The 24,336-nt window shown below is 60.7% G+C and carries 25 protein-coding genes; 13 read left to right on the top strand and 12 right to left on the bottom strand.

Annotated elements, in window-relative coordinates; genetic code table 11:
- Positions 1 to 57 precede the first annotated feature (57 nt).
- Complete coding sequence (locus ABD919_RS20595) at positions 58 to 366, bottom strand: SH3 domain-containing protein (RefSeq protein ID WP_345237962.1); 309 nt, start codon at positions 364 to 366, stop codon at positions 58 to 60.
- Between the two features lie 220 nt (positions 367 to 586).
- Here ABD919_RS20595 and ABD919_RS20590 point away from each other — a divergent pair, with 220 nt between their 5' ends.
- Positions 587 to 1,201, top strand: coding sequence for a DUF4136 domain-containing protein (locus ABD919_RS20590; RefSeq protein ID WP_345237961.1), 615 nt, complete (start codon positions 587 to 589; stop codon positions 1,199 to 1,201).
- 105 nt (positions 1,202 to 1,306) lie between these two features.
- Here ABD919_RS20590 and lipA read toward each other — a convergent pair whose 3' ends face one another.
- Both lipA and ABD919_RS20580 read right to left on the bottom strand, forming a co-directional pair.
- Complete coding sequence (lipA, locus tag ABD919_RS20585) at positions 1,307 to 2,200, bottom strand: lipoyl synthase (RefSeq protein WP_345237960.1); 894 nt, start codon at positions 2,198 to 2,200, stop codon at positions 1,307 to 1,309.
- A 160-nt stretch (positions 2,201 to 2,360) separates the two neighbouring features.
- On the bottom strand, positions 2,361 to 3,185 hold the full coding sequence (locus ABD919_RS20580; protein ID WP_345237959.1) for a hypothetical protein: 825 nt from the start codon (positions 3,183 to 3,185) through the stop codon (positions 2,361 to 2,363).
- 105 nt (positions 3,186 to 3,290) lie between these two features.
- Here ABD919_RS20580 and ABD919_RS20575 point away from each other — a divergent pair, with 105 nt between their 5' ends.
- A complete protein-coding gene (locus tag ABD919_RS20575; RefSeq protein WP_345237958.1) occupies positions 3,291 to 3,701 on the top strand; it encodes an OsmC family protein in 411 nt (136 codons plus the stop codon).
- Positions 3,702 to 3,742: 41 nt separating this feature from the next.
- Here ABD919_RS20575 and ytxJ read toward each other — a convergent pair whose 3' ends face one another.
- From ytxJ to ABD919_RS20560, 3 genes are all read right to left on the bottom strand, one after another.
- Positions 3,743 to 4,087 (bottom strand): bacillithiol system redox-active protein YtxJ, encoded by a 345-nt coding sequence (ytxJ, locus tag ABD919_RS20570; RefSeq protein ID WP_345237957.1) that lies wholly within the window; start codon positions 4,085 to 4,087, stop codon positions 3,743 to 3,745.
- A gap of 89 nt (positions 4,088 to 4,176) precedes the next feature.
- A complete protein-coding gene (locus ABD919_RS20565; RefSeq protein ID WP_345237956.1) occupies positions 4,177 to 4,494 on the bottom strand; it encodes a hypothetical protein in 318 nt (105 codons plus the stop codon).
- Positions 4,457 to 4,960, bottom strand: coding sequence for a hypothetical protein (locus tag ABD919_RS20560; RefSeq protein ID WP_345237955.1), 504 nt, complete (start codon positions 4,958 to 4,960; stop codon positions 4,457 to 4,459). Before ABD919_RS20560 ends, ABD919_RS20565 begins: the two co-directional genes overlap by 38 nt.
- 346 nt (positions 4,961 to 5,306) lie before the next feature.
- Here ABD919_RS20560 and ABD919_RS20555 point away from each other — a divergent pair, with 346 nt between their 5' ends.
- Positions 5,307 to 5,927, top strand: a complete 621-nt coding sequence (locus tag ABD919_RS20555; protein WP_345237954.1) for a hypothetical protein — start codon at positions 5,307 to 5,309, stop codon at positions 5,925 to 5,927.
- 218 nt (positions 5,928 to 6,145) lie between these two features.
- Here ABD919_RS20555 and ABD919_RS20550 read toward each other — a convergent pair whose 3' ends face one another.
- Positions 6,146 to 8,134 (bottom strand): alpha-ketoacid dehydrogenase subunit alpha/beta, encoded by a 1,989-nt coding sequence (locus ABD919_RS20550; protein ID WP_345237953.1) that lies wholly within the window; start codon positions 8,132 to 8,134, stop codon positions 6,146 to 6,148.
- A gap of 367 nt (positions 8,135 to 8,501) precedes the next feature.
- Here ABD919_RS20550 and ABD919_RS20545 point away from each other — a divergent pair, with 367 nt between their 5' ends.
- Positions 8,502 to 9,746, top strand: coding sequence for a M16 family metallopeptidase (locus tag ABD919_RS20545; RefSeq protein WP_345237952.1), 1,245 nt, complete (start codon positions 8,502 to 8,504; stop codon positions 9,744 to 9,746).
- Between the two features lie 103 nt (positions 9,747 to 9,849).
- Here ABD919_RS20545 and ABD919_RS20540 read toward each other — a convergent pair whose 3' ends face one another.
- Positions 9,850 to 10,296, bottom strand: a complete 447-nt coding sequence (locus ABD919_RS20540; RefSeq protein ID WP_345237951.1) for a hypothetical protein — start codon at positions 10,294 to 10,296, stop codon at positions 9,850 to 9,852.
- Positions 10,297 to 10,461: 165 nt separating this feature from the next.
- Positions 10,462 to 11,094 carry a hypothetical protein gene (locus ABD919_RS20535; protein ID WP_345237950.1) on the bottom strand — a complete coding sequence of 211 codons (633 nt, stop codon included), beginning with the start codon at positions 11,092 to 11,094 and terminating at the stop codon, positions 10,462 to 10,464.
- A 102-nt stretch (positions 11,095 to 11,196) separates the two neighbouring features.
- Here ABD919_RS20535 and pheS point away from each other — a divergent pair, with 102 nt between their 5' ends.
- The 8 genes from pheS to ABD919_RS20495 all read left to right on the top strand — a co-directional run bounded on the left by pheS (position 11,197) and on the right by ABD919_RS20495 (position 20,033).
- Complete coding sequence (pheS, locus tag ABD919_RS20530) at positions 11,197 to 12,297, top strand: phenylalanine--tRNA ligase subunit alpha (RefSeq protein ID WP_425556428.1); 1,101 nt, start codon at positions 11,197 to 11,199, stop codon at positions 12,295 to 12,297.
- A gap of 122 nt (positions 12,298 to 12,419) precedes the next feature.
- Positions 12,420 to 13,580 (top strand): acyltransferase family protein, encoded by a 1,161-nt coding sequence (locus ABD919_RS20525; RefSeq protein ID WP_345237948.1) that lies wholly within the window; start codon positions 12,420 to 12,422, stop codon positions 13,578 to 13,580.
- 141 nt (positions 13,581 to 13,721) lie between these two features.
- Complete coding sequence (gene rimO, locus ABD919_RS20520) at positions 13,722 to 15,035, top strand: 30S ribosomal protein S12 methylthiotransferase RimO (protein ID WP_345237947.1); 1,314 nt, start codon at positions 13,722 to 13,724, stop codon at positions 15,033 to 15,035.
- Positions 15,036 to 15,284: 249 nt separating this feature from the next.
- Positions 15,285 to 16,877, top strand: a complete 1,593-nt coding sequence (bshC, locus tag ABD919_RS20515) for a bacillithiol biosynthesis cysteine-adding enzyme BshC (RefSeq protein ID WP_345237946.1) — start codon at positions 15,285 to 15,287, stop codon at positions 16,875 to 16,877.
- A 137-nt stretch (positions 16,878 to 17,014) separates the two neighbouring features.
- Positions 17,015 to 17,875: a carboxypeptidase-like regulatory domain-containing protein gene (locus tag ABD919_RS20510; protein WP_345237945.1), complete on the top strand. Its 861-nt coding sequence runs from the start codon at positions 17,015 to 17,017 to the stop codon at positions 17,873 to 17,875.
- A gap of 20 nt (positions 17,876 to 17,895) precedes the next feature.
- Complete coding sequence (locus ABD919_RS20505) at positions 17,896 to 18,495, top strand: 5-formyltetrahydrofolate cyclo-ligase (RefSeq protein ID WP_345237944.1); 600 nt, start codon at positions 17,896 to 17,898, stop codon at positions 18,493 to 18,495.
- A gap of 186 nt (positions 18,496 to 18,681) precedes the next feature.
- On the top strand, positions 18,682 to 19,206 hold the full coding sequence (locus ABD919_RS20500) for an ExbD/TolR family protein (RefSeq protein WP_345237942.1): 525 nt from the start codon (positions 18,682 to 18,684) through the stop codon (positions 19,204 to 19,206).
- Positions 19,203 to 20,033, top strand: coding sequence for an energy transducer TonB (locus ABD919_RS20495; RefSeq protein WP_345237941.1), 831 nt, complete (start codon positions 19,203 to 19,205; stop codon positions 20,031 to 20,033). Before ABD919_RS20500 ends, ABD919_RS20495 begins: the two co-directional genes overlap by 4 nt.
- Positions 20,034 to 20,096: 63 nt before the next feature.
- Here ABD919_RS20495 and ABD919_RS20490 read toward each other — a convergent pair whose 3' ends face one another.
- The 3 genes from ABD919_RS20490 to mnmC2 form a co-directional block, all read right to left on the bottom strand.
- Complete coding sequence (locus tag ABD919_RS20490; RefSeq protein ID WP_345237940.1) at positions 20,097 to 20,651, bottom strand: GDYXXLXY domain-containing protein; 555 nt, start codon at positions 20,649 to 20,651, stop codon at positions 20,097 to 20,099.
- Positions 20,644 to 21,879, bottom strand: coding sequence for a DUF2157 domain-containing protein (locus ABD919_RS20485; protein WP_345237939.1), 1,236 nt, complete (start codon positions 21,877 to 21,879; stop codon positions 20,644 to 20,646). Before ABD919_RS20485 ends, ABD919_RS20490 begins: the two co-directional genes overlap by 8 nt.
- Before the next feature lie 191 nt (positions 21,880 to 22,070).
- A complete protein-coding gene (gene mnmC2, locus ABD919_RS20480) occupies positions 22,071 to 22,784 on the bottom strand; it encodes a tRNA (5-methylaminomethyl-2-thiouridine)(34)-methyltransferase MnmC2 (protein ID WP_345237938.1) in 714 nt (237 codons plus the stop codon).
- Positions 22,785 to 23,436: 652 nt separating this feature from the next.
- Here mnmC2 and ABD919_RS20475 point away from each other — a divergent pair.
- Positions 23,437 to 24,258 carry a hypothetical protein gene (locus tag ABD919_RS20475; RefSeq protein ID WP_345237937.1) on the top strand — a complete coding sequence of 274 codons (822 nt, stop codon included), beginning with the start codon at positions 23,437 to 23,439 and terminating at the stop codon, positions 24,256 to 24,258.
- The last annotated feature ends 78 nt before the right edge of the window (positions 24,259 to 24,336 follow it).

Below are 24,336 nucleotides of genomic sequence, written 5' to 3'. Positions count from 1 at the left end.
AGGCCTGTTTAAAGGCCAGGGCAATGACTTAAATAGGCCATGCCCGCAATCCGGGCCTTACTTGCTGCCCTGCACGCCAAAGCAGCGGCGGTCCATATAGCCCATCACCGTTTGCCCTCCTTTATCCAGCCGCACCCGCACGAAGTAGGCGTTGATGGTATCCGTCACCTGCACCTCGTCGCCGGTTTTCATTTGCCCCAGCACTGCCGACTTCTTGGTCATGCCATCATATACCGGGCAGTCGACAATGGTATTGTGAGCAACAGGAGTACGATTGGCAGCAGCAGTATTCATGCGCTCATCCCGGGCAGACGAGCAGGCGGCCAGCAGGCCGGTGGCCAAAACCACAAGGGCAGTTTTCTTCATATTATGATGAGTGGGTGGGCTTCGGAATTCGTGGTCAAGGTAGGACGAAATCGGCTTACAACAAGCCTGCAACCTAAAAAAGAGCCGTTTAGAATGCCCCCGGAAGTACTCAGCATGCCTACTTTTTTGGAACGCCACAGCAGCATTATTCGTTAAGATAGCAGCCCGCAAAACCATTCCTGGCAACTGCCGAAACGTAGGTCCGGGCTTCCTTTCCACCATGTCTTTCCTTTTGAATATGAACCGCATCACCTCTTTCCTGACTCGCCCGATTGCCCTTGCGGCCATCGGCTTGTCGTTGGCCCTGGGCACGAGTGGCTGTGCTACCTCGTCCCGCGTGGGCGTGACCAACGACTTCGACCACTCGGTGAACTTCCGCGCCTACAAAACCTGGGCCTGGTACCCACAGCAGCCCACTGATACGCAAGGTGGCCCGGGTCAAGACTATGTCTCTTTCCTGGACAAGCGCATCCGCGACGCCGTTTCGGCGGAGATGACCAAGAAAGGCCTTACTGAAGTGAGCACCGCTCCCGATGTGTACGTGGCCTACAGCACCCGCGTAGAAGACAAGCAACAGGTTTCGCCTTACTACAACAACTGGGGCTACCCGTACTACGGCTACGGCTGGTACGGCCGCAACATGACGCCCGTAACCCAATACAAGGCAGGCACGGTCATCATCGACATTGTTGACGCCAAACGCAAGCAGTTGGCCTGGCGCGGCACCGGTCAGGCCGCAGTAGACCAGAACACCATCTCCGAGCAGGAGGCCTTCCGCATCGTGGGCGGCATCCTGGGCACCTATCCGCCCCAGGACAACCAGGCGCGCCGTTAATTTCAGCTATTCGCTGATGGCGGTTAGCTATGTTCTGACACCCATAAAAGCAAAAGCCCTTTTCCAGTGGAAAAGGGCTTTTGCTTTTATGGGTGTCAGAGATGCTTAAATCGGCACGTTCACGTGGCGCTCGGCGTGGTAGGAGCTGCGCACCAGGGGGCCGCTTTCCACGTACTTCAGGCCACGCTTGAGGCCTTCTTCCCGGTAGTGGTTGAACTGCTCGGGGGTGATGAACTCGGCCACTTCGAGGTGGCGCTTGGTGGGCTGCAGGTACTGGCCCAGGGTGAGAATGTCGAGGCCGTTGGCCACGAGGTCGTCCATGGCGCGGTACAGCTCGTCGGGCTTTTCGCCCAGGCCCAGCATGATGCCCGACTTGGTGCGGTGCCCGGCCAGCTTGGTGCGCCGAATCTGCTCCAGGCTGCGGTCGTACTTGGCCTGGGGGCGCACCAGGCGGTAGAGGCTGCCCACGGTTTCCATGTTGTGGGAAATAACCTCCTGACCACCCGAAATCATCACCTCCAGGGCCTCCCAGTTGGCTTTTACGTCGGGAATCAGGGTTTCAATGGTGGTTTCGGGGCTGAGCTGCTTGGTGAAAACTACCGTGTCGCGCCATACGCTGGCGCCGCGGTCTTTGAGCTCGTCGCGGTTGACACTGGTGATGACGGCGTGCTTCACCTTCATGAGCTTGATGGCCTCGGCCACACGGCGCGGCTCATCCAGGTCGTACTCGGTGGGGCGGCCGGTAGCTACCGCGCAGAACGAGCAGGAGCGGGTGCAGATGTTGCCCAGAATCATGAACGTGGCCGTACCCGCGCCCCAGCACTCGCCCATGTTGGGGCAGTTGCCGCTCTCGCAGATGGTGTGCAGCTTGTGCTCGTCTACAAGACGGCGCACAGCGGCGTATTCCGGGCCTACGGGCAGCTTAACGCGCAGCCAGTCGGGCTTACGCGGCCGGGCGGGCGCCGCCACCTCGGGCTGTATAACGGGAAGGTCTATCATTAACAGTTATCAGTGAGCAGTGAGCAATGAACAGGGCGGGCCGCAGAAGCAGGAAGCAACGCAGCCCGGGCTGTAGTCTCAACAAAATTAACCCATAAATGTGCGTGCCCCATCCGAAGGGGCTTATTGTTCATTGCCTGATGCTAACTATCCCCGCTTATTAGCTGCGCTGCCCGAAATACAGCGTTAGGTAAACCGAGGGGAAAAACTGGTGGTTCAGGTTGTCGGTGTCGCTGGTGGTAGGGGGCCGCAGGATGAGCATGCGCCGGGTATAGGCTTCCACCAAAAATCCAACTTCGACACCGGCCACTGCATCGCGGTAGCGCCCGTACTCGAAGCTCAGGGCGCCGCGGAAATGAGCACCGGGAACCACTTTGGTGCCGCCTATGCCCGTAAACAAGGGAGAGCGGTCGAGGATGGCCTTCTCTTCGGTGTGCTTGAGCGGGTCGTACTGCTCGTCGACGATTTCATCGGTGGTGGGGTTGGGCTGCTGGCCAGGGTTGGCTGCTATCGTGCGGTCGTAGGTGATGTAGTACGGCAAGAGCAAGCCAATGGAGGGGCCCGCGCTAACCAGTCCGTTTACCTGTACCCCGGCATCGGCGGCCTTGCGGAAGAAGATGCGCTGAAAGCCGAACGAGGGCCGCAGGGAAAAAGCATAATTGGTTTTGTGGCGGATGTAAGTACCTCCCACCAGCGTGTTGGTCTGTACTTCCTTGGCGTTCTTCAGCATCACCCCCTCCAGGCTCCAGAAGCGCAGCAGCCGCTCGTCGAGCACGCGGGCCGAGCGCAGCGACACCCCACCGATGAGGGCTCCCTGGGTGTTGAAATTGATGCCGTAGACAAACTCCTTCTTGTACGACTGCTCGTCGGAAGGAGGCGTTGGCAGCGTAGCTGCGGACCGGGTTGGGGCCTGCGCCCGGGCAGTAAAGCCAAGCCCCAGGCCTAAGGCCAGAACCCCCAGAAGACGCCGAGATAAGAGCTGCATAAATCAACCGGAAATGTGAAGGTAAATGCCTGCGGCGAGGCTGGCTTTAAATTACGTAAATTGGCCAGCCAAGACACACGATTGTAAAGGTAATTAGCTGACCTGATGAATACCGCCACCGCCCGCTACGCCGGGCAGCTCCGCACCGAAGCCACCCACCTTGCCTCGGGCAACGTTATCCAGACCGACGCCCCCACCGATAACCACGGCCGGGGTGAAGCGTTTTCGCCCACCGACCTGGTCAGCACCGCCCTGGGCGCGTGCATGATGACCGTGATGGGCATCGTGGCCGAGCGCCACCAGCTGAACCTGACCGGCAGCACATTTGCGGTTACCAAGCACATGAGCACCGATACGCCGCGCCGGATTGTACAGATTGACCTGGCCTTTCGGCTACCGGCGGCGCTGCAAGCCGCCGACCGGGCCCTGCTCGAGCGCACGGCCCACACCTGCCCCGTGGCGGTAAGCCTGCACCCGGACATCCGGCAGCAGACCAGCTTCAGCTACGATTTGTAACAGATGCCGCGCAGAAAGGCCGTGCTCCTTTCTGCGCGGCCTTACTTCAGTACCGCAGAAACGTCGCTCAGCCGGATGCCCATGTGGGAGGCATCGTAGCGGCACTCGCCGTCCTGAATAAGCAGCAGCTGCGGCGACTCGTGCCGGATGCCGAACTGCTCGGCAATCTGGCTGGAGATGGGTCGGAAGCGCAGCAGGTCAAGGTAGTAGATGGGCGTATCGCTCAAGCCGCTGTCGGCCCACTGGCGCTCAATCTTGCTTTTGGCGGCAGCGCTGATGGAACAGGTGGTGCTGTGCTTAAAAATCAGCACCGCATGCTCGTGTGATTCCTGCACAATAGCAGCCAGCTGTTCGGGCTGGGTAAGCGGTAACCAGGGAGTAGCCATAGGAAGTAGGGTTTCGAAGAGGTTAACCAGTTTCGGGAGAATAGGTTGCTATACGCCGAAACACAAACTGGCAACCCACGGCGGGGGAGTTAAAGTTTCTTTTTCCGCCGCAGGCCGAAAATGCCCGGCTCCTTTACGTTGGGCGCTATGCCGTGCTTGTAATCCAGCTTGTTGCTATGCTGGGTAGCCTTGGGCTCGCTGCTGCCCCGCTTGAGCCGGTCTTTTGACACGTCGAGGTGGGTGTCTTTGTAGGGCACTTCGGTTTTGCGGGCTTCGCGCAGGGCGCGGCGGTTGGCAGCCTTTACCTTACCGGGCTTTTCGCGCACAATCTGCGCCAGGGCCGGGCCGCTGGTGCAGGCCACCACCGCGCTAAGGAATAGAATTCGGGTCAGTGGGGTGCGACACATCAGGTGGGGGCTTAGGAGTGGACTTCTTCTTTTTGCCTTTCTTTTTCTTAAAGACATATTTTACCCGCTGCCACAGGGAAGGTTTAGCTACCTCGTGACGCTTCTTCGGCAGAAGCAGCTTGTTGCGCTTGATAAGCTGCTTCTTGTTGTACTTCACCGTAGGCCCGTCGGGCAGGGTACGGGGGCTTTCCTGCGTCGACTCCGTATTGGTGGCGGAAGCTACCGGTACCGAGTCGTCGGTGCTGGCTTCGCCCTCACCTTCGCTACCCTTGGCTTTCTTCTTCGTTTTCTTACGGGTGATTTTCAGGCCTCCTTTTTTGCGTTCCTTATCGGCCTTCAGCTTGTCTTTATACTCGAGCGAAGGCTTGGGGTTGGGAATTCGGTGGGGATGGACTATTCTTTCGTATACGCGGCAGCCGCTTAGCAGCATTATCAGCAGCAAGCAATAAATAAAGAGCGGCTTCACGGGGTATAAGTTAAAATCTGCCCCAAGATACGCACTTGCCCGATTAGGCCTACCCGAGGCCTCCGCCACCATGCTGCTGTTTCAGCACTATGCCAAAAATTGCAGCGCAAGATTTTGGCATTTATTATAGATATTTTTTAACAGCATTAATATTAGCGCGGGCTATTCTATCCTCCTGTTACACCAGTAGTTACGATTAGACTATTGCACTTATCCATCATTATTTAGCACATGTCAACTACTATATTAGGCAGCCACGCACGAGAAAATCGAACAACTCGCGCACGATAGTGGCGTATTCTCAGGCACATACGCTCTACACCCACCCTTTTATCCCTCCTGAGCCATGAAAAGACTAGCCATTCTCCCTGCATTCCTCATGCTGCTGGCCGCTACCAGCAGCTGCGATAAAACCGAAGTAGCCCCCGAAGCAGCCGCAGTTGAGCAGGCGGCATCGCCTGGCACCAGTCCGCTGGCCCAGGGCAAAGCCATTACCTCTACGGTAAGCGGCACCTACCCTTTCACTTATGTGAATAACCAGGGCCAGACCGTAACCGAAAACCGCCAGCTCCAGAACGGCCTGCTGCGCATTACCAACTTCATGGTGCAAAATGGCACCATCTACGCCATTGGTATGGTAAGCGGCAGCACCGCTGACTTTGGAACCGGCAACCTGCCCGTGCAGATTCCGCTGGCGCTGTCGCAGCTTAGCAGCTCCTGCTCGGCCCTGACCATCAACTACGGCCCCATGTCGTTTAACCTGAACGGCGCTGCCATCAGCACCAGCTCCAACCCTACCCTGCGGGTAACGCCGGAACAGTCGTCGAAAAACCTGCTGGGCAACATGCTGTGCTCGCTAGGCGTGCTGCTGCGTAACCCCTCCTCTGCCGACGCCGACGGCGTAGTTAGCCACCTCAACAAAATCATCAGCCAGGTAGACTACCCGACTCCGCGCAGCTCGTACTAGCCTGAAATCCTGCTGCAAACAAAAAGAGGAGCCATATAGGCTCCTCTTTTTGTTTTACCTAAGCCGATAGGGCCGGTACCCGCTGCGCGGTGCTGTACCCTCACCCACAGGATTAGACAGTCATTCAGAAGTAAATAGGTTGTCAGTTGTCAGTCAAATTCTTATTCAGGGACTAACAACGGACAACTAACAACGGACAGCTAACAACTGACAACTGCTTAGTAGTTGCGCAGGGCTTCCAGCTGCTCCTTGAGGCGCTGCTGGGGCAGGAAAGCCGCCTCCAGGGGCGGGGCGAAGGGAATGGCCGTATCGAGCGAGGCCACGCGGCGCACGGGGGCGTCGAGGTGCTCGAAGCAGTTTTCACCAATCCAGGCCGCGATTTCGCCGCCGATGCCGCCGGTGAGGGTGTCTTCGTGCAGCACCAGCACCCGGCCGTTTTTGGCCACTGTAGCGCGCACGGCTTCCTGGTCCCAGGGCAGCAGGGTGCGCAGGTCGAGCACATCGGCCGACAGGCCCAGCTCGTCGCAGGCCTGCAGGGCCCAGCGCACGCCCATGCCGTAGGTGATGATGCTGAGCTCATCGCCTTCGCGGGCCAGGGCGGCTTTTCCAATGGGCGTGGTGTAGTAGGCTTCCGGCACCGGGCCGCTCAGGGAGCGGTAGAGCATCTTGTGCTCGAAGTACATCACCGGGTTGGGGTCTTCGAAGGCAGCGCAGAGCAGGCCCTTGGCGTCGTGGGGGTTGCTGGGGTACACCACTTTCAGGCCGGGCACGTGGGTAAACCAGGCCTCGTTGCTCTGGGAGTGGAAGGGGCCGGCGGCACTGCCGGCACCGGTGGGCATGCGCACCACCACGTCGGCATTCTGCCCCCAGCGGTAGTGGCTCTTGGCCAGGTTGTTTACAATCTGGTTGAAGCCGCAGGTGACGAAGTCGGCAAACTGCATCTCCACCATGGCCTTCTTGCGCTTGATGCTCAGGCCCAGGCCAATGCCCACAATGGCCGACTCGCACAGGGGCGTGTTGCGCACCCGCGCCTTGCCAAACTGGGCCACAAAGCCGTCGGTGATTTTGAATACCCCGCCGTACTCGGCAATGTCCTGGCCCATGAGCACCAGCTCGGGGTAGCGCTCCATGCTCTGGCGCAGGCCTTCCTGAATGGCATCGATAAAGCGCTTCTCGGGAGCAGCAGCCTGCTTACCCTCCGCCAGCACCAGACCGGCATCCGGCTGGAAGGGCTGGTACATATCGGCCACTTCTTCCTGCACGTCGGCCGTGGGCATGGGCACGGCATCGGCCTCTTTCAGGCCTTCCTCGATGGCGGTTTTGATGGTTTCGCGAATGCTGTGCTTGGCGGTTTCGTTGAGGATGCCCTCGGCCAGCAGCCACTTCTCGTAGTTTTCCACCGGGTCTTTGGCGGCCCACTCTTCCATCAGGCTCTGGGGCACGTACTTGGTGCCGCTGGCTTCCTCGTGGCCGCGCATGCGGAAGGTGAGGGCCTCCAGCAGCACCGGGCGCGGGTTCTGGCGCATGTCTTCGGCCAGGCGCTTCACTGTGTCGTACACTTCCAGCACGTTGTTGCCGTCTACCTGCACTGCTTCCATGCCATAGGCCGGGCCCTTGTCGATGAACTGCTTAAAGCGGAACTGCTCGTTGCTGGGCGTGCTCAGGCCATAGCCGTTGTTTTCGATGATGAAGATGACCGGCAGCTGCCACACGGCGGCCACGTTCAGGGCCTCGTGGAAGTCGCCCTCGCTGGCGCCGCCGTCGCCGCTGTAAGTCACGGTTACTTTGGGGCGCTGGTCGAGCAGGTCGGCCAGGGCAATGCCGCCGGCTACGGCCAGCTGCGGGCCGAGGTGGGAAATCATGCCTACGATGTGGTGCTCGTTGCTGCCGAAGTGGAAGCTGCGGTCGCGGCCCTTGGTAAAGCCCGTGCGCTTGCCCTGCCACTGGGCAAAGAGGCGGCCCAGCGGCACCTGCCGCCCGGTGAATACGCCCAGGTTGCGGTGCAGGGGCAGAATGTACTCATCGGGCTCCAGGGCCAGGGTGCTGCCCACGGAGATGGCCTCCTGCCCGATGCCCGAAAACCACTTGCTCACCTTGCCCTGGCGCAGCAGAATCAGCATTTTTTCCTCAATCAGCCGGGGGCGCAACAGGTGCTGGTAGAGGTGAAGAAGGGTTTCGTTGGCGTAGTCCTTGCGGTTGAAGTTCATCGGTGCTGGGTGGGATTTGGTGGGGCAAAGGTAGCGGACGCGGCCCGGCGCATCTTCCCTTTTTCCTGATTCTTTCCGGCCGAATTCCGGGGCGGACTCGCTCTTTTGCTGCTGGCGGCGGCCCTGCGCCGACCCCGACGAATGTCCGCTCCGGCTTTGTTTACTAACGGGGCTAGAACGGGCCGGGCACTGCAAGCCGGGCAAGCCAACTGACTTTGGCGGGTTGCGAACGTATGCCGTGCAGATGGGTCAGCCCTCATTTTAACCCAAGGGCCGATTCACCGATAACAATGAGCAACTTTACGCGACAAAACCACCCGGCAATTGTTCATTGCTCATTACACGCTGCTAATTGCTAATTGAAAATATGATTCACTTCCAGGAATTCACCCTTGCCAACGGCCTGCGCTGCATCGTACACGAAGACTTCAGCACCCCCATGGCGGTGCTGAACGTGATGTACGACGTAGGCTCCCGCGATGAGGACCCCGACCACACCGGCTTTGCCCACCTCTTCGAGCACCTCATGTTTTCGGGCTCGGTAAACATTCCCAGCTACGACGAGCCCCTGCAGCGCGTGGGCGGCGAAAACAACGCCTTTACCTCGTCGGACATTACCAACTACTACCTCTCGCTGCCGGCGGCCAACATCGAAACCGGGTTCTGGCTGGAGTCGGACCGCATGCTCAACCTGGCTTTCTCCGAGAACGGCCTGGAGGTGCAGCGCAAGGTGGTGGTGGAAGAGTTCAAGCAGAGCTACCTCAACCAGCCCTACGGCGACGTGTGGCTCAAGCTCAAGCCTCTGGCCTACCACGCCCACCCCTACCAGTGGAACACCATTGGCAAGGAGATTTCACACATCGAAAACGCGGTGATGGACGACGTGCGCGGCTTCTTCCAGAAGCACTACGCCCCCCAGAACGCCATTCTGGTAGTGGCCGGCGCGGTGAGCGTAGCCGAAGCCCACCGCCTGGCCGAGAAGTGGTTTGGCCCCATTCCCGGCGGCCCCCCCTACCGGCGGCAGCTGCCCCAGGAGCCCGAGCAGAAAGAAGCCCGCATGCTCAAAGCCTCGGCCCCGGTGCCGCTTTCGGCCCTGTACAAAGCCTACCACATGCCCGCCCGCTCCGATGCCCGCTACCACGCCGTGGATTTGCTCAGCGACGTGCTGGGCCGGGGCAAGTCGAGCCGCCTGCACCAGCGCCTGGTGAAGGAGCAAGCCTTGTTCAACAACATCTCAGCCTCGCTCACCGGCTCCCTCGACCCGGGCCTGCTCGTCATCAGCGGCAAGCTGAATGCGGGCGTGAGCCTGGAAGCAGCCGATGCCGCCGTGGAAGCCGTGGTGGCCGAGCTGCTGGCTAGCGAAGTCAACTCCCTGGAGCTGGAAAAAGTAAAAAACCAGGCCGAGAGCAGCCTGGTTTTTGGAGAAATCGACTTGCTGAACCGCGCCCTGAACCTGGCTTACAGCAAGCTGCAGGGCGATGCCAACCTGGTAAACGACGAAAGCCAGCGCATTCAGGCCGTGCAGGTACCCGACGTACACGAGGCCGCCCGCCTGGTGCTGCGCCCGGAAAACTGCAGTACGCTTTACTACGAAGCCGTAGCGGCAGAATAAGCGCCTGACACGAGCAAGGGGCCTGCCTTTTTCAAACAGCCAGGTGCTGTTCGAAAAAGGCAGGCCCCTTCATTTGGTACCCAATGGCGGGCAGGCCGACGCTTTACTGGCCCAGGGTGTTGGGGCTGGCCGCCTTCTTACGGTCGGAGCGCACGCTGTAGGGAACCATTTTCTTGGTGGTGACGATGCGCACGGCCGTGCCAGGGGCAGCATATACTACATCTTCGTGGCGCATGTGCACCGGCGTTACGCCGTAGTCGGAAGTCTGCTCAACCGTAGCGGTGCTGGCTACTACGCTGGCATCTTCAATGGGGGGCCAGCCGTCGTTGTCCACAGCAACGGCCTTAGCCGGGGTGGTGCCTTTACGGGCCAGGCGGGCCCGCTCCTTCTCGGCTTTCTTCGCGGCGCGGGCGCCTTCCTTGGTTACTTTTCTGGCCGCTTTAGCCTGGCTTTTGGCAGTGGCCTTGGTGGAGGCAGCGGGTGTGGTTTGGGCGCTGGCTTCGGCGAGCAGAAACAGCGAGAGGGCGAGGGTTGCGATGGACCGGAACATAAGACAAGTAGAAATAGTGTGGATGGTTGAAAGGCGTAATTCGATTACCGTGCCAAATTCAAAACCCACTGCTTTCTCCCGGCCAACAAAAAAGCTCCAGAGCCCTGTAGCAGAGCTCTGGAGCTGTATCTGGGCAAGCTTCTACCCTGCAGGGTACCAACCCGCTTACCAGCCCGAGGGAGCAGCTTTGGTCTTGGACTTCTTCGCTGGAGCCGGGCTGCCCCAGCCGTTGCCGGAGGCGGCTTTGGTAGGCGCTGCTTTCGTGGAGGTTTTACCGGAATTGGTGGCGCCAGCAGCACCAGCGCCCGAGCTAGCCCCGCCCGAAGCGTTTATTCCTCCGGAGCTGGCCGCGCCTGTACCACCGGCGGGAGTTGCCGCCCCTTCAGAGCCGCTGCCGGTGGTGCTGCCGGGCGCAGCTGCTTCCGGAGCTACCGCGGGGCGGTTTGCCTTGGCTGCCGCCCGCTCCCGGGCCCGGGCGTGGGCTCCACCATCATAGGCACCTACATGGCCATTTTGCAAGATTACGGGCGAGCCAGGAGCGGCATATATCCCTTCAATGGTGCGGCGGTCGTCGTTGCGGCCTTCCACAAATCCCCCGGACTGGGCATCGGCGGGGGGCGTGCCGGCGCCAGGGCCGGCATCGGGCGCGTTTTTATTGTCGGAGACGGGTGCGGCAGTGGCACCCGAGTCGCCCCAGCCATCGTTGGAACGGCTGCCAGTGGATTTTTTATTCGTTTGGGCCGCAGCATCGGTGCATAAAGCTACCGCGAGGGCCAGAGGAAGCAGGAGACGAGACATAACAGAACAGATAGGAAATGAGTGGAACAGGAAGGAATGTGGAGCCCTGAATACGAAAAACAACCGGGCAGGGTACGGGAGCAAGCGTAACTTCGCCCCATGATTCAGGAATCTATTGCCGCCGTAGCGGCCGAAATCAGCGACTACGACCTCAGCAGCGCTGCTCAGCTCGACGCTTTCCGCATCAGCTATTTAGGCCGCAAAGGCCGGCTGGCCGACTTGTTCGACCAGCTCAAAACCGTTCCCAACGAAGAGAAGCGCGCCGTGGGCCAGCAGCTCAACGCTCTCAAGCAACAGGCCCAGGCCCGGTTCGACGAGCAGCACGCGGCCCTGGAGGCTGCAGCCGACAACGCCCCGGCCAACCCCGACTTCGACTACACCCTGCCCGTGGTGCCGGGCGCCCTGGGTACCCGCCATCCGCTGTCGCTGGTGCGCGAGGAAATGCTGCGCGTGCTGGGCCGCATCGGCTTCAACGTGGCCGAGGGCCCCGAGATTGAAGACGACTGGCACAACTTCACCGCCCTGAACTTCCCCGAGAACCACCCGGCGCGGGATATGCAGGACACGTTTTTCTTAATGGGCGAATGCGTGAATGAGCGAATGAGTGAAGAAACCGGGTCGACTGATGCTTCGGCTGGCATTCACTCATCCACCCATTCACCCACTCACTTATTGAGAACCCACACCAGCCCGGTGCAGGTGCGGGTGATGGAAAGCCAGCAGCCGCCCATCCGCAGCATCATGCCGGGGCGGGTGTACCGCAACGAGGCCATCTCGGCCCGCGCCCACATGATGTTTCACCAGCTGGAAGCACTGTACGTGGACGAAAACGTGAGCTTTGCCGACCTGAAGCAGACGGTGTACTACTTCGTGCAGGAGCTGTTTGGGGCCGATATCAACATCCGCTTCCGACCCAGCTTCTTCCCTTTCACCGAGCCCAGCGCCGAAATCGACATCACCTGCCTTATTTGCAAAGGGGCGGGCTGCAACATCTGCAAGCAAAGCGGCTGGGTGGAAATCGGCGGCGGCGGCATGGTCGACCCGGCCGTGCTCGAGTTCTGCGGCATCGATGCGGAGCGCTACTCCGGCTTTGCCTGGGGCCTGGGCATCGAGCGCATTGCCATGCTCAAGTACCAGATTAAAGACCTGCGCCTGTTCACCGAGAACGACATGCGCTTCCTGCGCCAGTTTGAAGGGCTATAGGCTAGCCACTGAGTTAAGTTTCACAGCATGACGTTCTTTTTGGGCATGAAGGCGTAAAGCGCTTTTTGCTTTAGCCGCTACACCAAGCCAACGCTTGGCGGCATTTCTGCATCATTGCAGTAATGACGGCTATAACTACCCTTCCCCCACCCGCGGCCCGCCTCGACACCTTACTCAGCCAGAAGATGAAATTCTGGTCGCTGGTGGCCATGGTGCTGTTGATATACGTGCACGCCTTCAACCTGCACCCGCGCTACCTACAGCCCTGGACGCAGGTAGAGGAGGGGCTTACGCTCGGCACGGGACTGCAGTATTTTCTGGCCAATGGCCTGCTGCGCTTTCGTATTCCCATTCTGTTTGCCATCTCGGGCTACCTCTTTGCCCGGCGCGAGGGGCTGGAGCCGCACGGGCAGCGCGTGCGGCGGCGCCTGCGCACCCTGGGCCTGCCCTATCTGCTCTGGAGCGGGCTCTGGCTGGGCGTGCTCTGGCTGCTGGAGCAATACCCCATCAGCCGGCAGGCCGTAATCGACGCCGAAATAAGCCCCTTCTGGCCCCGGCAGCTGCTGAGCCAGTACAGCGGGGGCGAGCTGCTGTCGCGCTGGCTGTTGATACCGGCGCCGTTTCAGCTCTGGTTTTTACGTAGCCTGCTGGTGTATAACCTAGTGTATCCCTGGCTGCGGCAGGCGATTGAGCGGCGCCCGGCGCTGTACTTCGGCATTGCGGGCGTGCTCTGGTTTACCATGCTGCCGCTGCCGCTCGTGCAGGGCGAGGGGCTGCTGTTTTTTGGCCTGGGTGTGTGGCTGGCGCGAAGCCGGCACGAGGTGCAAACGCCGCCGCGCTGGTTCCGGCTGGGGCCGTGCGCCGCGCTGTGGATAGGCACGGCCGCGCTTAAAACCTGGCTGGCTTTTCAGACCGGAACGGAGCTGCAGTGGCCCACGGTGCTGGGCATGATAACCCTGCACCGCCTGGGTGAGCTGAGCGGCATGCTCACGGCCTGGTTTGGGCTCGACTGGCTGGTGCGCAGTGCCATGGCCCGGGGCTGGTTTCGCTGGCTGACGGGCTTCTCCTTTATAATTTATGTGCTGCACGTGCCCCTGGTGAACTATGCCACCGAGCTGGCGTTGCGCTACGGACGGGCCATTCCACACATTCACCTGCTCACGTACCTGCTGCTGCCGCTGTTTATTGTGCTGGTGGCCGTAGCCTTTGGCGCGGTGCTGCGCCGGGTACTGCCCGATGTGTATGCGGTGCTCACTGGTGGGCGGGGACTGGCTACGTCGTAAATTTGCATTCCGGCAAAGCACTGCCCGGCTCCACCGGATACCATTTACCCTTTCTCGAAGGCTTTATCACCCCCAGAAGCAGCGCTGCAAATAGGCAGAATAATCAGCGGAATCAATACAATCAGCGCGAATCAGTGATTTATGAAGGTTAGAAATCAACTCCAGAATAAAGTTAACGTCATCACCCTGGGCTGCTCCAAAAACCTGGTCGACTCCGAGGTGCTGATGGGCCAGCTCCAGGCCAACCAGTTCGACGTGACGCACGAGGCGGAGAAGTCCGACGCCAACATCGTCATCATCAACACCTGCGGCTTTATCGACAACGCCAAGCAGGAAAGCATCGACACCATTCTGCGCTACGCCGACGAGAAGGAAGCCGGCCGCCTGGAAAAGCTCTACGTGACGGGCTGCCTCTCGCAGCGCTACAAGGACGAGCTGGAAGTGGAAATCCCGCAGGTAGACGCCTACTTCGGCACCCTGGAGCTGCCCCAGATGCTGAAAGTGCTGAATGCCGACTACAAGCACGAGCTGGTGGGCGAGCGGCTGGTGACGACGCCACGGCACTACGCCTACTTCAAGATTGCCGAGGGCTGCAACCGCCCCTGCTCGTTCTGCGCCATCCCGCTCATGCGTGGCAAGCACGTCGACCGCCCCATCGAAGACCTGGTGAAGGAAGCCAAGCGCCTGGCCGGCATGGGCACCAAGGAGCTCATTCTCATTGCCCAGGACCTGACCTACTACGGCCTGCAGCACTACGGCGAGCGCAAGCTGGCCGACCTGCTGCGCCACCTGTCCGACGTGAACGGCATCGACTGGATTCGCCTGCAGTACGCCTACCCCTCGCAGTTTCCGATGGATGCGCTGGACGTGATGGCCGAGCGCGCCAACATCTGCAAGTACCTCGACATGCCCCTGCAGCACGGCTCCGACAACATGCTCAAGATTATGCGCCGCGGCATCAGCAAGCGCCGCACCGTGGAGCTGGTCGACAAAATCCGGCAGAAGGTGCCCGGCATCGCCCTGCGCACCACCCTTATTGCCGGCCACCCCGGCGAGACCCAGCAGGACTTTGAGGATATGTACGAGTTTGTGGAGCAAACCCGCTTCGAGCGCCTGGGCATCTTCACGTACTCGCACGAGGAAAACACCCACTCCCACACCCTCCCGGACGACGTGCCCGCCGAAGTAAAGCAGGAGCGCGCCGACGCCATCATGGAGCTGCAGCAGGGCATCTCGCTGGAGCTGAACGAAGCCCGCGTGGGCCAGACCTACAAGGTGCTGTTCGACCGCAAGGAAAGCGGCCATTTCGTGGGCCGCACCGAGTTCGACTCGCCCGAAGTAGACAACGAAGTGCTGGTACCCGTGGAGAAGGACACCTTCGTGCGGCTGGGTGATTTCGCCAATGTGAAAATCACCTCAGCTTCGGACTTCGACCTGTACGGGCAGCTGGTGTGAACCGCAGATTGACGCAGATTTAACGGATAAGAACGGATTCTTTTCCGCTCTTTCATGCAGTTCTGCTGTGCCTAGCTTTATGCTCAGGCCAGTGCCATAGCCCACATTTAATTCTCAAAAGGCAGCCGACTGGCTGCCTTTTTTGTTTAACCCCGACATTTGCCACCTCACTACGAACGCAAGGCGGTACTGCGCCATGTGAATCCGTTCTTATCCGTCAAATCCGTTATAATCTGCGGTCCCAATCCTGTGGTTCAGACAATCTCATACGCCGCCACCAACTCGTTTTCCAGCCTACTGACTGACTACCTGGCCCAGAAGCCGGAGTTGGCACCTTTTTACCACCGCTTTCCAACTCTGGAAAACTTCGCGGCGCAGCTGGAGGAGAAGAAAGCCGCCTACACGCCCGAGGCGCGTAGGCGCCTGGTAGATGCCCTGCGCCGGCAGTACGGCTACGCCCCGGACCCCGAGCCGGCCATTGAAGCCAACCTGCTGCTGCTGGCCGAGCCCACCACGTTTACCGTGACCACCGGCCACCAGCTTAACCTGCTGACGGGGCCGCTGTACTTTATCTACAAGATTGTGTCGGTGATTAAGCTGAGCCGGCAGCTGAAGGAGAAGTATCCGCAGCACGACTTCGTGCCGGTGTACTGGATGGCCACCGAAGACCACGACTTCGCCGAAATCAACCACTTCTCGCTGTTTGGCAAGGGCTACGCCTGGGAGGCAGCAAACACCGGCGGGCCGGTGGGCCGCATGCCGCTCGATGGGCTGAGCGAGCAGCTGCTCAGCCAGCTGCCGCCGGAGGTACCGGCGGCCTTCCGCGAAGCCTACGAAGGCGCCACAACCCTGGCCGAAGCCACCCGCCGCCTTGTTGACCGGCTGTTTGGGCAGTACGGCCTGGTAACGCTCGATGCCGACCGGCCGGAGCTGAAGCAGGCCCTGGTGCCGGTGCTGGAGCGCGAGATTACGGAGCAGGCTTCCAACAACGCCGTGCAGGCCACCAATGCCCGCCTGCTGGCTGCCGGCTACAAGCCCCAGGTGTACTCGCGCCCCCTCAACCTGTTTTTCCTGACGGCGGAGGGCAAGCGGGAGCGGCTGGAGCCCGACGCCGGCGGGGCCGACTGTGTGGAAGTCACCATTCGCAATACGGCCCGCTGCCACAACCGCGAAGAGCTGCTGGCGTTGGCCCGGCAGCATCCCGAGCAGTTCAGCCCCAACGTGGTGCTGCGGCCCCTCTATCAGGAAATGCTGATGCCTAACCTGGCCTACATTGGCGGCGGCGCGGAAGTAGCCTACTGGTTTCAGCTCAAGGACGTGTTTGCGGCCTACGGCGTGCCCTTCCCCCTGGTGCTGCTGCGCAACTCGGCCCTCTACGTCGGCAAGGCCAACGCCGGCAAGCTGCGCAAGCTGGGGCTGACTTCGCTCGACCTTTTCAAGCCGCTGCCGGAATTGAAAAAGCAGGTGGGCGCGGCCCTGGGCCAGGAAGAAGTAAGCTTGCAGCAGCAGCAGCAGGCCCTGGCCGCCACCTTCCGCGAAGTGCAGGAGCTGGCCCAGCGCCTCGACCCTACCCTGGTGAAGACCGTAGCTGCTGAAGCGCAGAAAGCCGCCGCCAGCCTCGCCGGCCTGGAAAAGCGCCTGAGCAAAGCGGCCGAAACCAAGCACGAAACCGCCTACAGCCAGCTGGGCGCCCTCAAAGACAAGCTTTTCCCGGACGGCGGCCTGCAGGAGCGCAGCGAAAACGTGCTCAGCATCCTGATTAACAACCCTGGCTTTATTGAGCAGCTGATTGATGCGTTTGAGCCGCTGGCGCTGGAGTTCACGGTGCTGGAGGAGGAGTAAGCCTCAACGTTGATACCGACTGGCTGTAAGGCGCAGCCGGCAATTCAGCTTCATGGGCAGGCAACCTCATCGCGCAGGCCTGCATCTGAGGGCCACAAGGCTGCCATCGCCTTGGGCTTTTCTCTCCTCTTTCTGCAATGAAGCGCATTTTCCTCCTGCCCCTTTTCCTGATTTTCGCTTTCTCAGGCTTCGGCCAAACCATAAAAGGACGCATTACCGATGCCAAATCCGGTCAGGCGCTGCCTTTTGTCAACATCGGCGTGGTGGGCAAGGCGCTGGGTACGGTCAGCAACGAGCAGGGCCTGTTTGAGCTGGCTTTCCCCGACCGGCTGGCCAACGACACGGTGCGCATTTCCAGCCTGGGATACGACACCCGCAACCTTACCCTGCGCCAGCTCAGCACCCAGCCGCAGCTGGCGCTGAGCCCGGCACCCGTGGCGCTGGCCGAAGTACAGGTAAGCGCCAAAAGTGGGTTTCGACGCACCCACACCCTGGGCTTTACGAAAAAGGGCGACGGCGTAACGCTGGTGCTCGACTCCAAAGACCTGGGCGCCCAGATGGGCACCGTTGTCTACCTAAAGCGCAAGCCCACCAAAATCCTCAGCGCCCACTTCAACGTGGCCCACAACCACGTCGGCCCGCTCACCTTCCGCCTCAACCTCTACCGGCTCGACGCCAAGGGCCGGCCTACCGACCAAAAGCTGCTAACCCGCGACGTGGTGCAAACCAGCGCCATCGAGCAGGGCACCCTCAGCTTCGACCTCCGCGCTGATAGGCTTATCCTGGACGAAGACTTTTTTCTGGCCCTTGAATGGGTGGGCGGGGGCACGGCTGCCAAAGTGCACAAGGGGCTCGGGTTTTCGGCGGGCATCGGCTTCGCAAATAACAACATCTACCTGCGGGAAGTAAGCCACGACAGCTGGGAGCGGCTGTCGGTGGGCGCGGCAATGGCTGGCATGCAGCCCAAGCTGAGCTTCTACGTGACAGTGCAGGACTAACTTTGCCTCGTCAAGGGGCCATGCAAAACCTATTAAAATCTAACCTGCGCGTTACCTCCTTACAGCGCCGCCTGGCTTTATCATCCGGCGACGTGGCGCGCCGAAGCGACAAGCTGCGCGAGCGGTTGTTTCGGGAGTTTCCGGTAAATGCCTGGCAGTGGCTCCACCTGTTTTTACCCTTGGACAAGCAGAACGAGCCCGACACCTGGAACATCGTCAGATGGGTGTGGGGCGAGCAGCTGCCCCTGCGGCTGGCCGTGCCCGTGGTGCAGCCCGACCGGGTTTCGCTCAAGCACTATGAGCTGACGCCAGAGGGGCAGTTGAGAGCCAACCGCTGGGGCATTGAAGAACCCGTGCCCGACCCTATTAACGCGCCGGAAGTGCTGCCCACTCAGCTTGACGCGGTGCTGGTGCCCCTGCTGGCCGTAGATGCGGCCGGGCACCGCGTAGGCTACGGCGGCGGCTTCTACGACCGGTTTCTGGCCCAGTGCCGGCCAGATACGCAGCTTATCGGCCTGAACCTGCTGAATGATGCCCCGGTGCGCGGCATTGCCGACGTGCTGACCACCGATGTGCCCCTGCACGCCTGCATTACGCCCGACCGGGTGTGGCGCTTTTAGCCTGAAGCAATTACAGGCCGGGGCTTTTTTTCAGCAGCGTAGCGGCTGTACTTGTCGCGCGCGCGAACGTCGCGGCCCTGCTTTTATTACAATTTTATTTTTTATTAAATACGGGTTAAATATCTCACAATAAGGCATTCAGGCAAAGCGTTGACAGGGCAGTTATCACCTTAAAGCGCAGAAGCCATGGCCGAGATTCAGCAACAGCCCCGCGAAGCAGGCAACGGGGGAAGGCCCCGGGTAAAAAAAGCTTCCCTCAAGGTGGACATGACGCCCATGGTGGACCTGGCTTTTCTGCTGCTCACCTTCTTCATGCTCACCACCACGTTTGCCAAGCCCTACGTGATGGACCTGACCATGCCGGTAAAGGGCGAGTCGTCGAAAGTAGCCATGAGCCGGGCCATGACCATCATTCTGGGTAAAAACCACCGGGTGCACTACTACTTCGGCCTGAATGCCCCGCACGACCAAGCCGTGGCCGCCCCGGTGCTGCACAGCACCTCGTTTGCCGCCAGCGGCATCCGCCAGGCCTTGCTGGAGCGCCAGCGCAGCCACCCCGGCACCATCGTGCTGATAAAGCCCAGTGCCGACTCGCAGTACCGCGACATGGTCGACATCCTCGACGAGATGAACATCACCAACCAGAAAAAGTACGCGCTGGTCGACATCACCAAAGACGACTCCCACCTTCTTAATACCGCAGCACTATGATGAATAATGCCCAGCTGGCCACGGCCAGCCTCGACGACATCGTTTTCGATGGCCGCAACAAAGCCTACGGCGCCTACGTGCTGCGGGCCACCTACGACCGGCACGTGACCCGGGCCCTGCTCATTGCCACGTCCATTTTCCTGCTCCTGATTTCCTTTCCCATTGTGGCGCGGATGATGGAGAAGCATCCGGACATTGTTGAGAAAAAAGGGCCGATATACGACCCAATTGCTCCCCCGCTGATTGAAGACCCTATTGTTCCGCCTTTGCCGAAAGAAGAAATAGTGCAGCCCCAAACCCGGATTGACCAGCCCACTACCATACAGTTCACACCTCCTACTATTGTGGAAGACAGCCGCGCCACAACCGAAGGACTGGCAAGCCAGGACGACCTGCTTAAAGCTGACCCCGGCGCCGTAACATATACCAATCCCAACGGACCTACTGAATTTGTCGAGCCAGTAGAAACGCCGATTGAGGGCCCCGTTACCGAAGTCGTTGACACCAAAATCTACGTGTCGGTAGAGCAGATGCCCAGCCTGCCGGGCGGTGGTGGCCTGGCAGCCGTGGTAGCAGCTATTCAGAAGGCGGTGAAATACCCCGCCGTCGACATCCGCAACAGCGTAGAAGGCCGCGTATTCGCCAGCTTCACGGTAAACCCGCGTGGTGAGGTAGTCGACGTAAAGATTGTGAAAGGCCTGAGCTCTACCCTGGACGCGGAAACCATGCGCGCCATTAACACCCTGCCCAAGTTCATTCCCGGCAAGCAGAACGGCCGCGAGGTAAGTGTGTCTTTCACCGTGCCCATTACCTACAAGATTCAGTAGAGCCCCTGCTTACTGCCTAACCTTGCACCACCCCGGACCACGCCTGGCCCGGGGTGGTGTTTTTTATTTCAGCTCCACGCCCTGCAAGCGCACGGTGCCCCAGGAGGCCACCTGCACCCGCACCAGCAGGCCGGCGCTATCGGCGGCGGCTTTTTCCAGGCGCTGGCCGCTGCCTTCGGGAATGTAGTAGCGCTCAAGCCCGTAGCGCAGGCTGATGCCCCGCCAGCTGTTTTCTACCTGGGCCGGCAGGGCTACCTGGTCGGCGGTGGTGGCGGGGGCCTCGCCGTACACGCCTGCGGCCTGCCAGGCCGGACTGGCCCGGCGCAGCAGCACCCACACGCGCCGGCCCCGGTCGGGCACCCGGCCGGGGCCGCGCCACAGGCTGGTGTCCAGCCGGCTGATGTCATAGTTGAGGCGCACGTAGTCGCCGTAGAGGATGTTGCGCGGGTCGACGGGCCGGGTGCGCAGGCGGATGGTCTGGCCCCAGTGGTCGGCGGCCCAGGCCAGGCCGGCAATGCCCAGCAGCACCAGGGCCTGGGCACCCACCAGCCAGCGGAATCGCAGCTGCTGGCGGCTGCCTGGGGTGGCAGGGTGAGTGGTAGGGAAAGGGCTATTCATGGGCGTCAGCAGCAGCAAGCGGGGGTGTCTGGGCCAGTATCTGCTCGTTGCGGCGGCGCAGCCACCAGCTCAGGGCCAGCAGCAATACCCCGCCCCCAATGAAGAACAGCGACTTGTCGAGGAAAGCCCAGGTGAGGCGGAAGTACGCCAGGGCCGAAGCCAGGATAAACAGCACGGTGCCGGCATTCACTTCGGCCCGCCACTGCTCGCGGTAGCCGGCCCACAGCACGGCGCCCGCAAAGGCGTAGAGCACCAGCAGCTGCAGGATAATGACCAGCGGGCCCGCGGGCAGAAAAAACAGCGGCAGGAAAATCAGCCAGTCGCTGAGGCTGGGCAGGGCCCGCTGCCGCCACTTGCCGGCGGCCGAGGCCCCCAGCAGCACCAGCAAGGCCAGCGCGTAGGCGCCACCCGCCTTGCGCAGCACTTCCAGGGTCGACTCAGCCTCCCCATTGGCCGCCACGGATGCTGCCACAAACCAGGCGGCAGCCAGGGGCAGCAGCTGCACGGCAAGGGCCTCCCGCCGCCGCGGCAGCCAGTCGCCGGCCACGTACAGCAGGCCCAGCAGGGGCAGCAGCCATACAAAGGGCGTATGGGTATGGTCGAGTAGCAGGCCCATGGCCGTGAGCCAGCCCAGGGAAAAGCCCCAGCCCAGCAGGTTGTCGGGGTAGCGAAACCAGTAGCCGCCCAGCCCCAGCACCAGCAGGCCCAGCCCCACGTAGCTATACACCTCAAACTCGTGCACGCTGTAGGCCATGGCCGCGCCCAGAATCACCAGCGTGAGCAGAAACAGAAAGCGGCTGCGGTAAAGCCAGGTCAGCGCCAGCCCGGCCAGGGCCCAGAGCAGCAGCGCCCGCACGTCGTGGCTTACCAGGTGGTACATCTGCCCGGTAAGCACAATGCCCGCCCCAAACGTGAGCAGGCCCACGCACAGCAGCCCGATGCCCAGCGGGCGCTGCCCCTGCCGCAGGGCCCGCTCGCCGGCCGTGTAGGCGGCCAGCAGGGTGAAGAGTAGAATGGCCAGGCGCAGCAGCTCCGGCAAGGCCTGCCAGTTGGCGGCCACCAGGCTCAGAATGCCCAGCCCCACCAGCAGCCCGCCCAGCAGGGGCAGCAAGCCAATGGCGCGCTCCTGCTCTGGGTAGCGCCCCAGCAGCCGGGCGTACTGCTCGGGGCTGATAATGCCTTCCTCCACCCACTGCGGGCCGTCGGTTTCGATGAATTTGCGAGACAAGGTTGATGTGCTGATTAATTGATGTGCTGATGTGCTGGGCCGGGTACATTCGGCCCTGATTACGCGGGGTCGTACCCAAAGGGCTTGGCTCCGTGTCGACTTTTCGCAGGCCTCTGGCCTGCACTCGTTGAACGACTTGTGTCTGGTTCGCTCCGGCGCGGCGGGTCAGGTGCCCCGCGCCAACCAGGGCCTTAGCTTTTCACGGCCCGGGTCATTTCCCGCTTGCCGGGGGGGCCGGGCAGCTTTTCGGTAAGCCAGCCGGCGGCGCGCAGGTTGCGCCGGAACTGGCCCTGGGCGCAGTAACTCACCAGCAGCGCCCCGGGCGCGGCAGCTCCATAAAGCTGGGCGAAGATGCTTTCCGTCCAGAGCTCGGGCTGCTTTTCCGGGGCGAAGGCGTCGAAGTAAATAACATCGTAGCGCCCGGCCGGGAGCCTTGCCGTTTCCAGCGCCTGCTCAAGCTTGGTGAGGGTGAAGCCCGGCGCCAGCGCTACCGGCTCGTTCCAGGCAACGGCGTGCAGGCGCTGAAACAAGGCGCTGAGCGGTGGCCCCAGCGCGTCCCATTCCGGCTGCAGGGCGGCCACCAGCTCGGGCGGCACCGGGTAGGTTTCCAGGGCATCGTACTCGATAGCAGCATCCTTACCGTCAACATCCGCCAAGGTGAGCAGGGCATTGAGGCCGGTGCCGAGGCCTACTTCCAGAATGCGCAGGGGCTGCGGCCTGCCCGCCTGGCTACCGAGCCGCGCCTGCAGCCCCAGCCGGATGAAAACGTGCAGTGACTCCTGCCGGGCGCCGTGCCGGGAGTGGTAATGCTCGTTGAGGGCCGGCACAAACAGCGTAGCCGAGCCGTCGGCCGTGAGCCGCATCTCTACCGGTGGCGTTGATGCCGCTGCTTCATTATCAGACACAGGAGGCTGGTTGTTTGATTCTCGCATTGCTTATTATTCATTGAAGTCCCCAGTCATCAGGCCAGGTTGGGGTGTCCCAGACGGGGTTTGCCTGCACGCCGGGCTCGCACCTGTATTCATTGCAAAGTTCGACCGATTCGATGATGGCCCCGAACAGGCAGGGCTGCTGGACGCAGCGCTCTGCCCTGCACCTTCAGGTGTTGGGTTAGAAACGTCACCAAGGGCCCGGCCAACCCCAAATGACGCGGCGGCCACTGATTCGGCAAGCTCCGTCATAGCAGCCGAACACCTTGCTCTGACAGCCACCTCACCCGTGAAAGCATAAGCCGCCAGGCGTTGACTGATACTCCTGAGCGCAGTACAAAGACATTGCATTGGCTGGGGAATAAAAAGTTGTTCGCGAATGCTCATGCCAGCTGAATTCGTTCGCGCCTGAAAACAACTAATAAATTAGTACGGGACCACGAATCATTGTAAATAATGACCTACCCGGGTTCATTGCGCAGCCTCTTCAGTCATACCCATGTGGTAAAAGCACAAAAATAGCCTGCCGCATCATCAATCTTAATTTCAGCACTCTGCTTGTTAGCCATGGCCTTGTCAATTAGCTTTGCAGAACCACATATCTCTGCAATAAAGTGTATTACATCTGATGAAACCATCATTACTCTCCCGTTTCATACCGGGTGCGCTGCTGGGCTCCGCCCTGCTGCTGTCGCAGCCGCTGTATGCGCAAAAGATAATCGACACCAAAACGCTGTTTACTTTTCATAAGTCGCCCAAGGCTGAGCTGGCTTCGCGCTACAAGACTTACAAGGTAGAGTACGACTTCGGCAAAAGGCCGCTCACGCCAGAGCAGGCGCCCCTGCTTAAAGGCTTGGAGCGAACCGAAGGAAGTGCCGACCTGCTGCTGAAGGTGAAAGTGCGGAGCTTCTACATCGCCAAACGAAATCTGCTGCAGGCAGGCAGCAAGGAGGCGCCTACTTTCCACTACACCATCACCTACCGGGCAAACTGCGGGTATGAGCTGATAGACCTGAAAAACAACACGCTGCTGGCGTCCCACCGTAGCTACGGCGACTACGAGGACACCCCGGACTTCAAAAGCGTAGGGGCGCTGAACGACTACGTGGACAACACCTACCTTCCCAAAAAAGGCGACTACCTGCTCAGGGGAGTTTTACGACGCATCGACTACGACCTGAATCCGCATGACTTCCCTATCGAAGTGGTGGTGAATACGGTGGAAGGCGGCATTCCGGCTTATGGAGAAATCTCCAAGAACGTTGCGGTGCTGTCGGCCATGCTTACCCAGCCCCGCCCCGACAAGCAGCAGCTGGCTCCTGTGATAGCCACCTGGGAGAAGTACTTGCTCAGTGCCAATTGGAATGACAAGAAAAGCGAAATCAACAAGCCGGTAGCCAACGCCCTGATAGAAAACCTCTGCGTGGCCTATCTGCTGACGGAAGACTGAGGTGGTCGGGTAATCATGGACAGAATAGGGTCTTATCTTTCGAATGTCATGAAAGACAGTCCCCACCCTGCCAAACGT

This window comes from Hymenobacter saemangeumensis, assembly GCF_039541835.1.
Lineage (GTDB): Bacteria > Bacteroidota > Bacteroidia > Cytophagales > Hymenobacteraceae > Hymenobacter > Hymenobacter saemangeumensis.
This window is presented reverse-complemented; position numbering and strand designations above follow the sequence as displayed.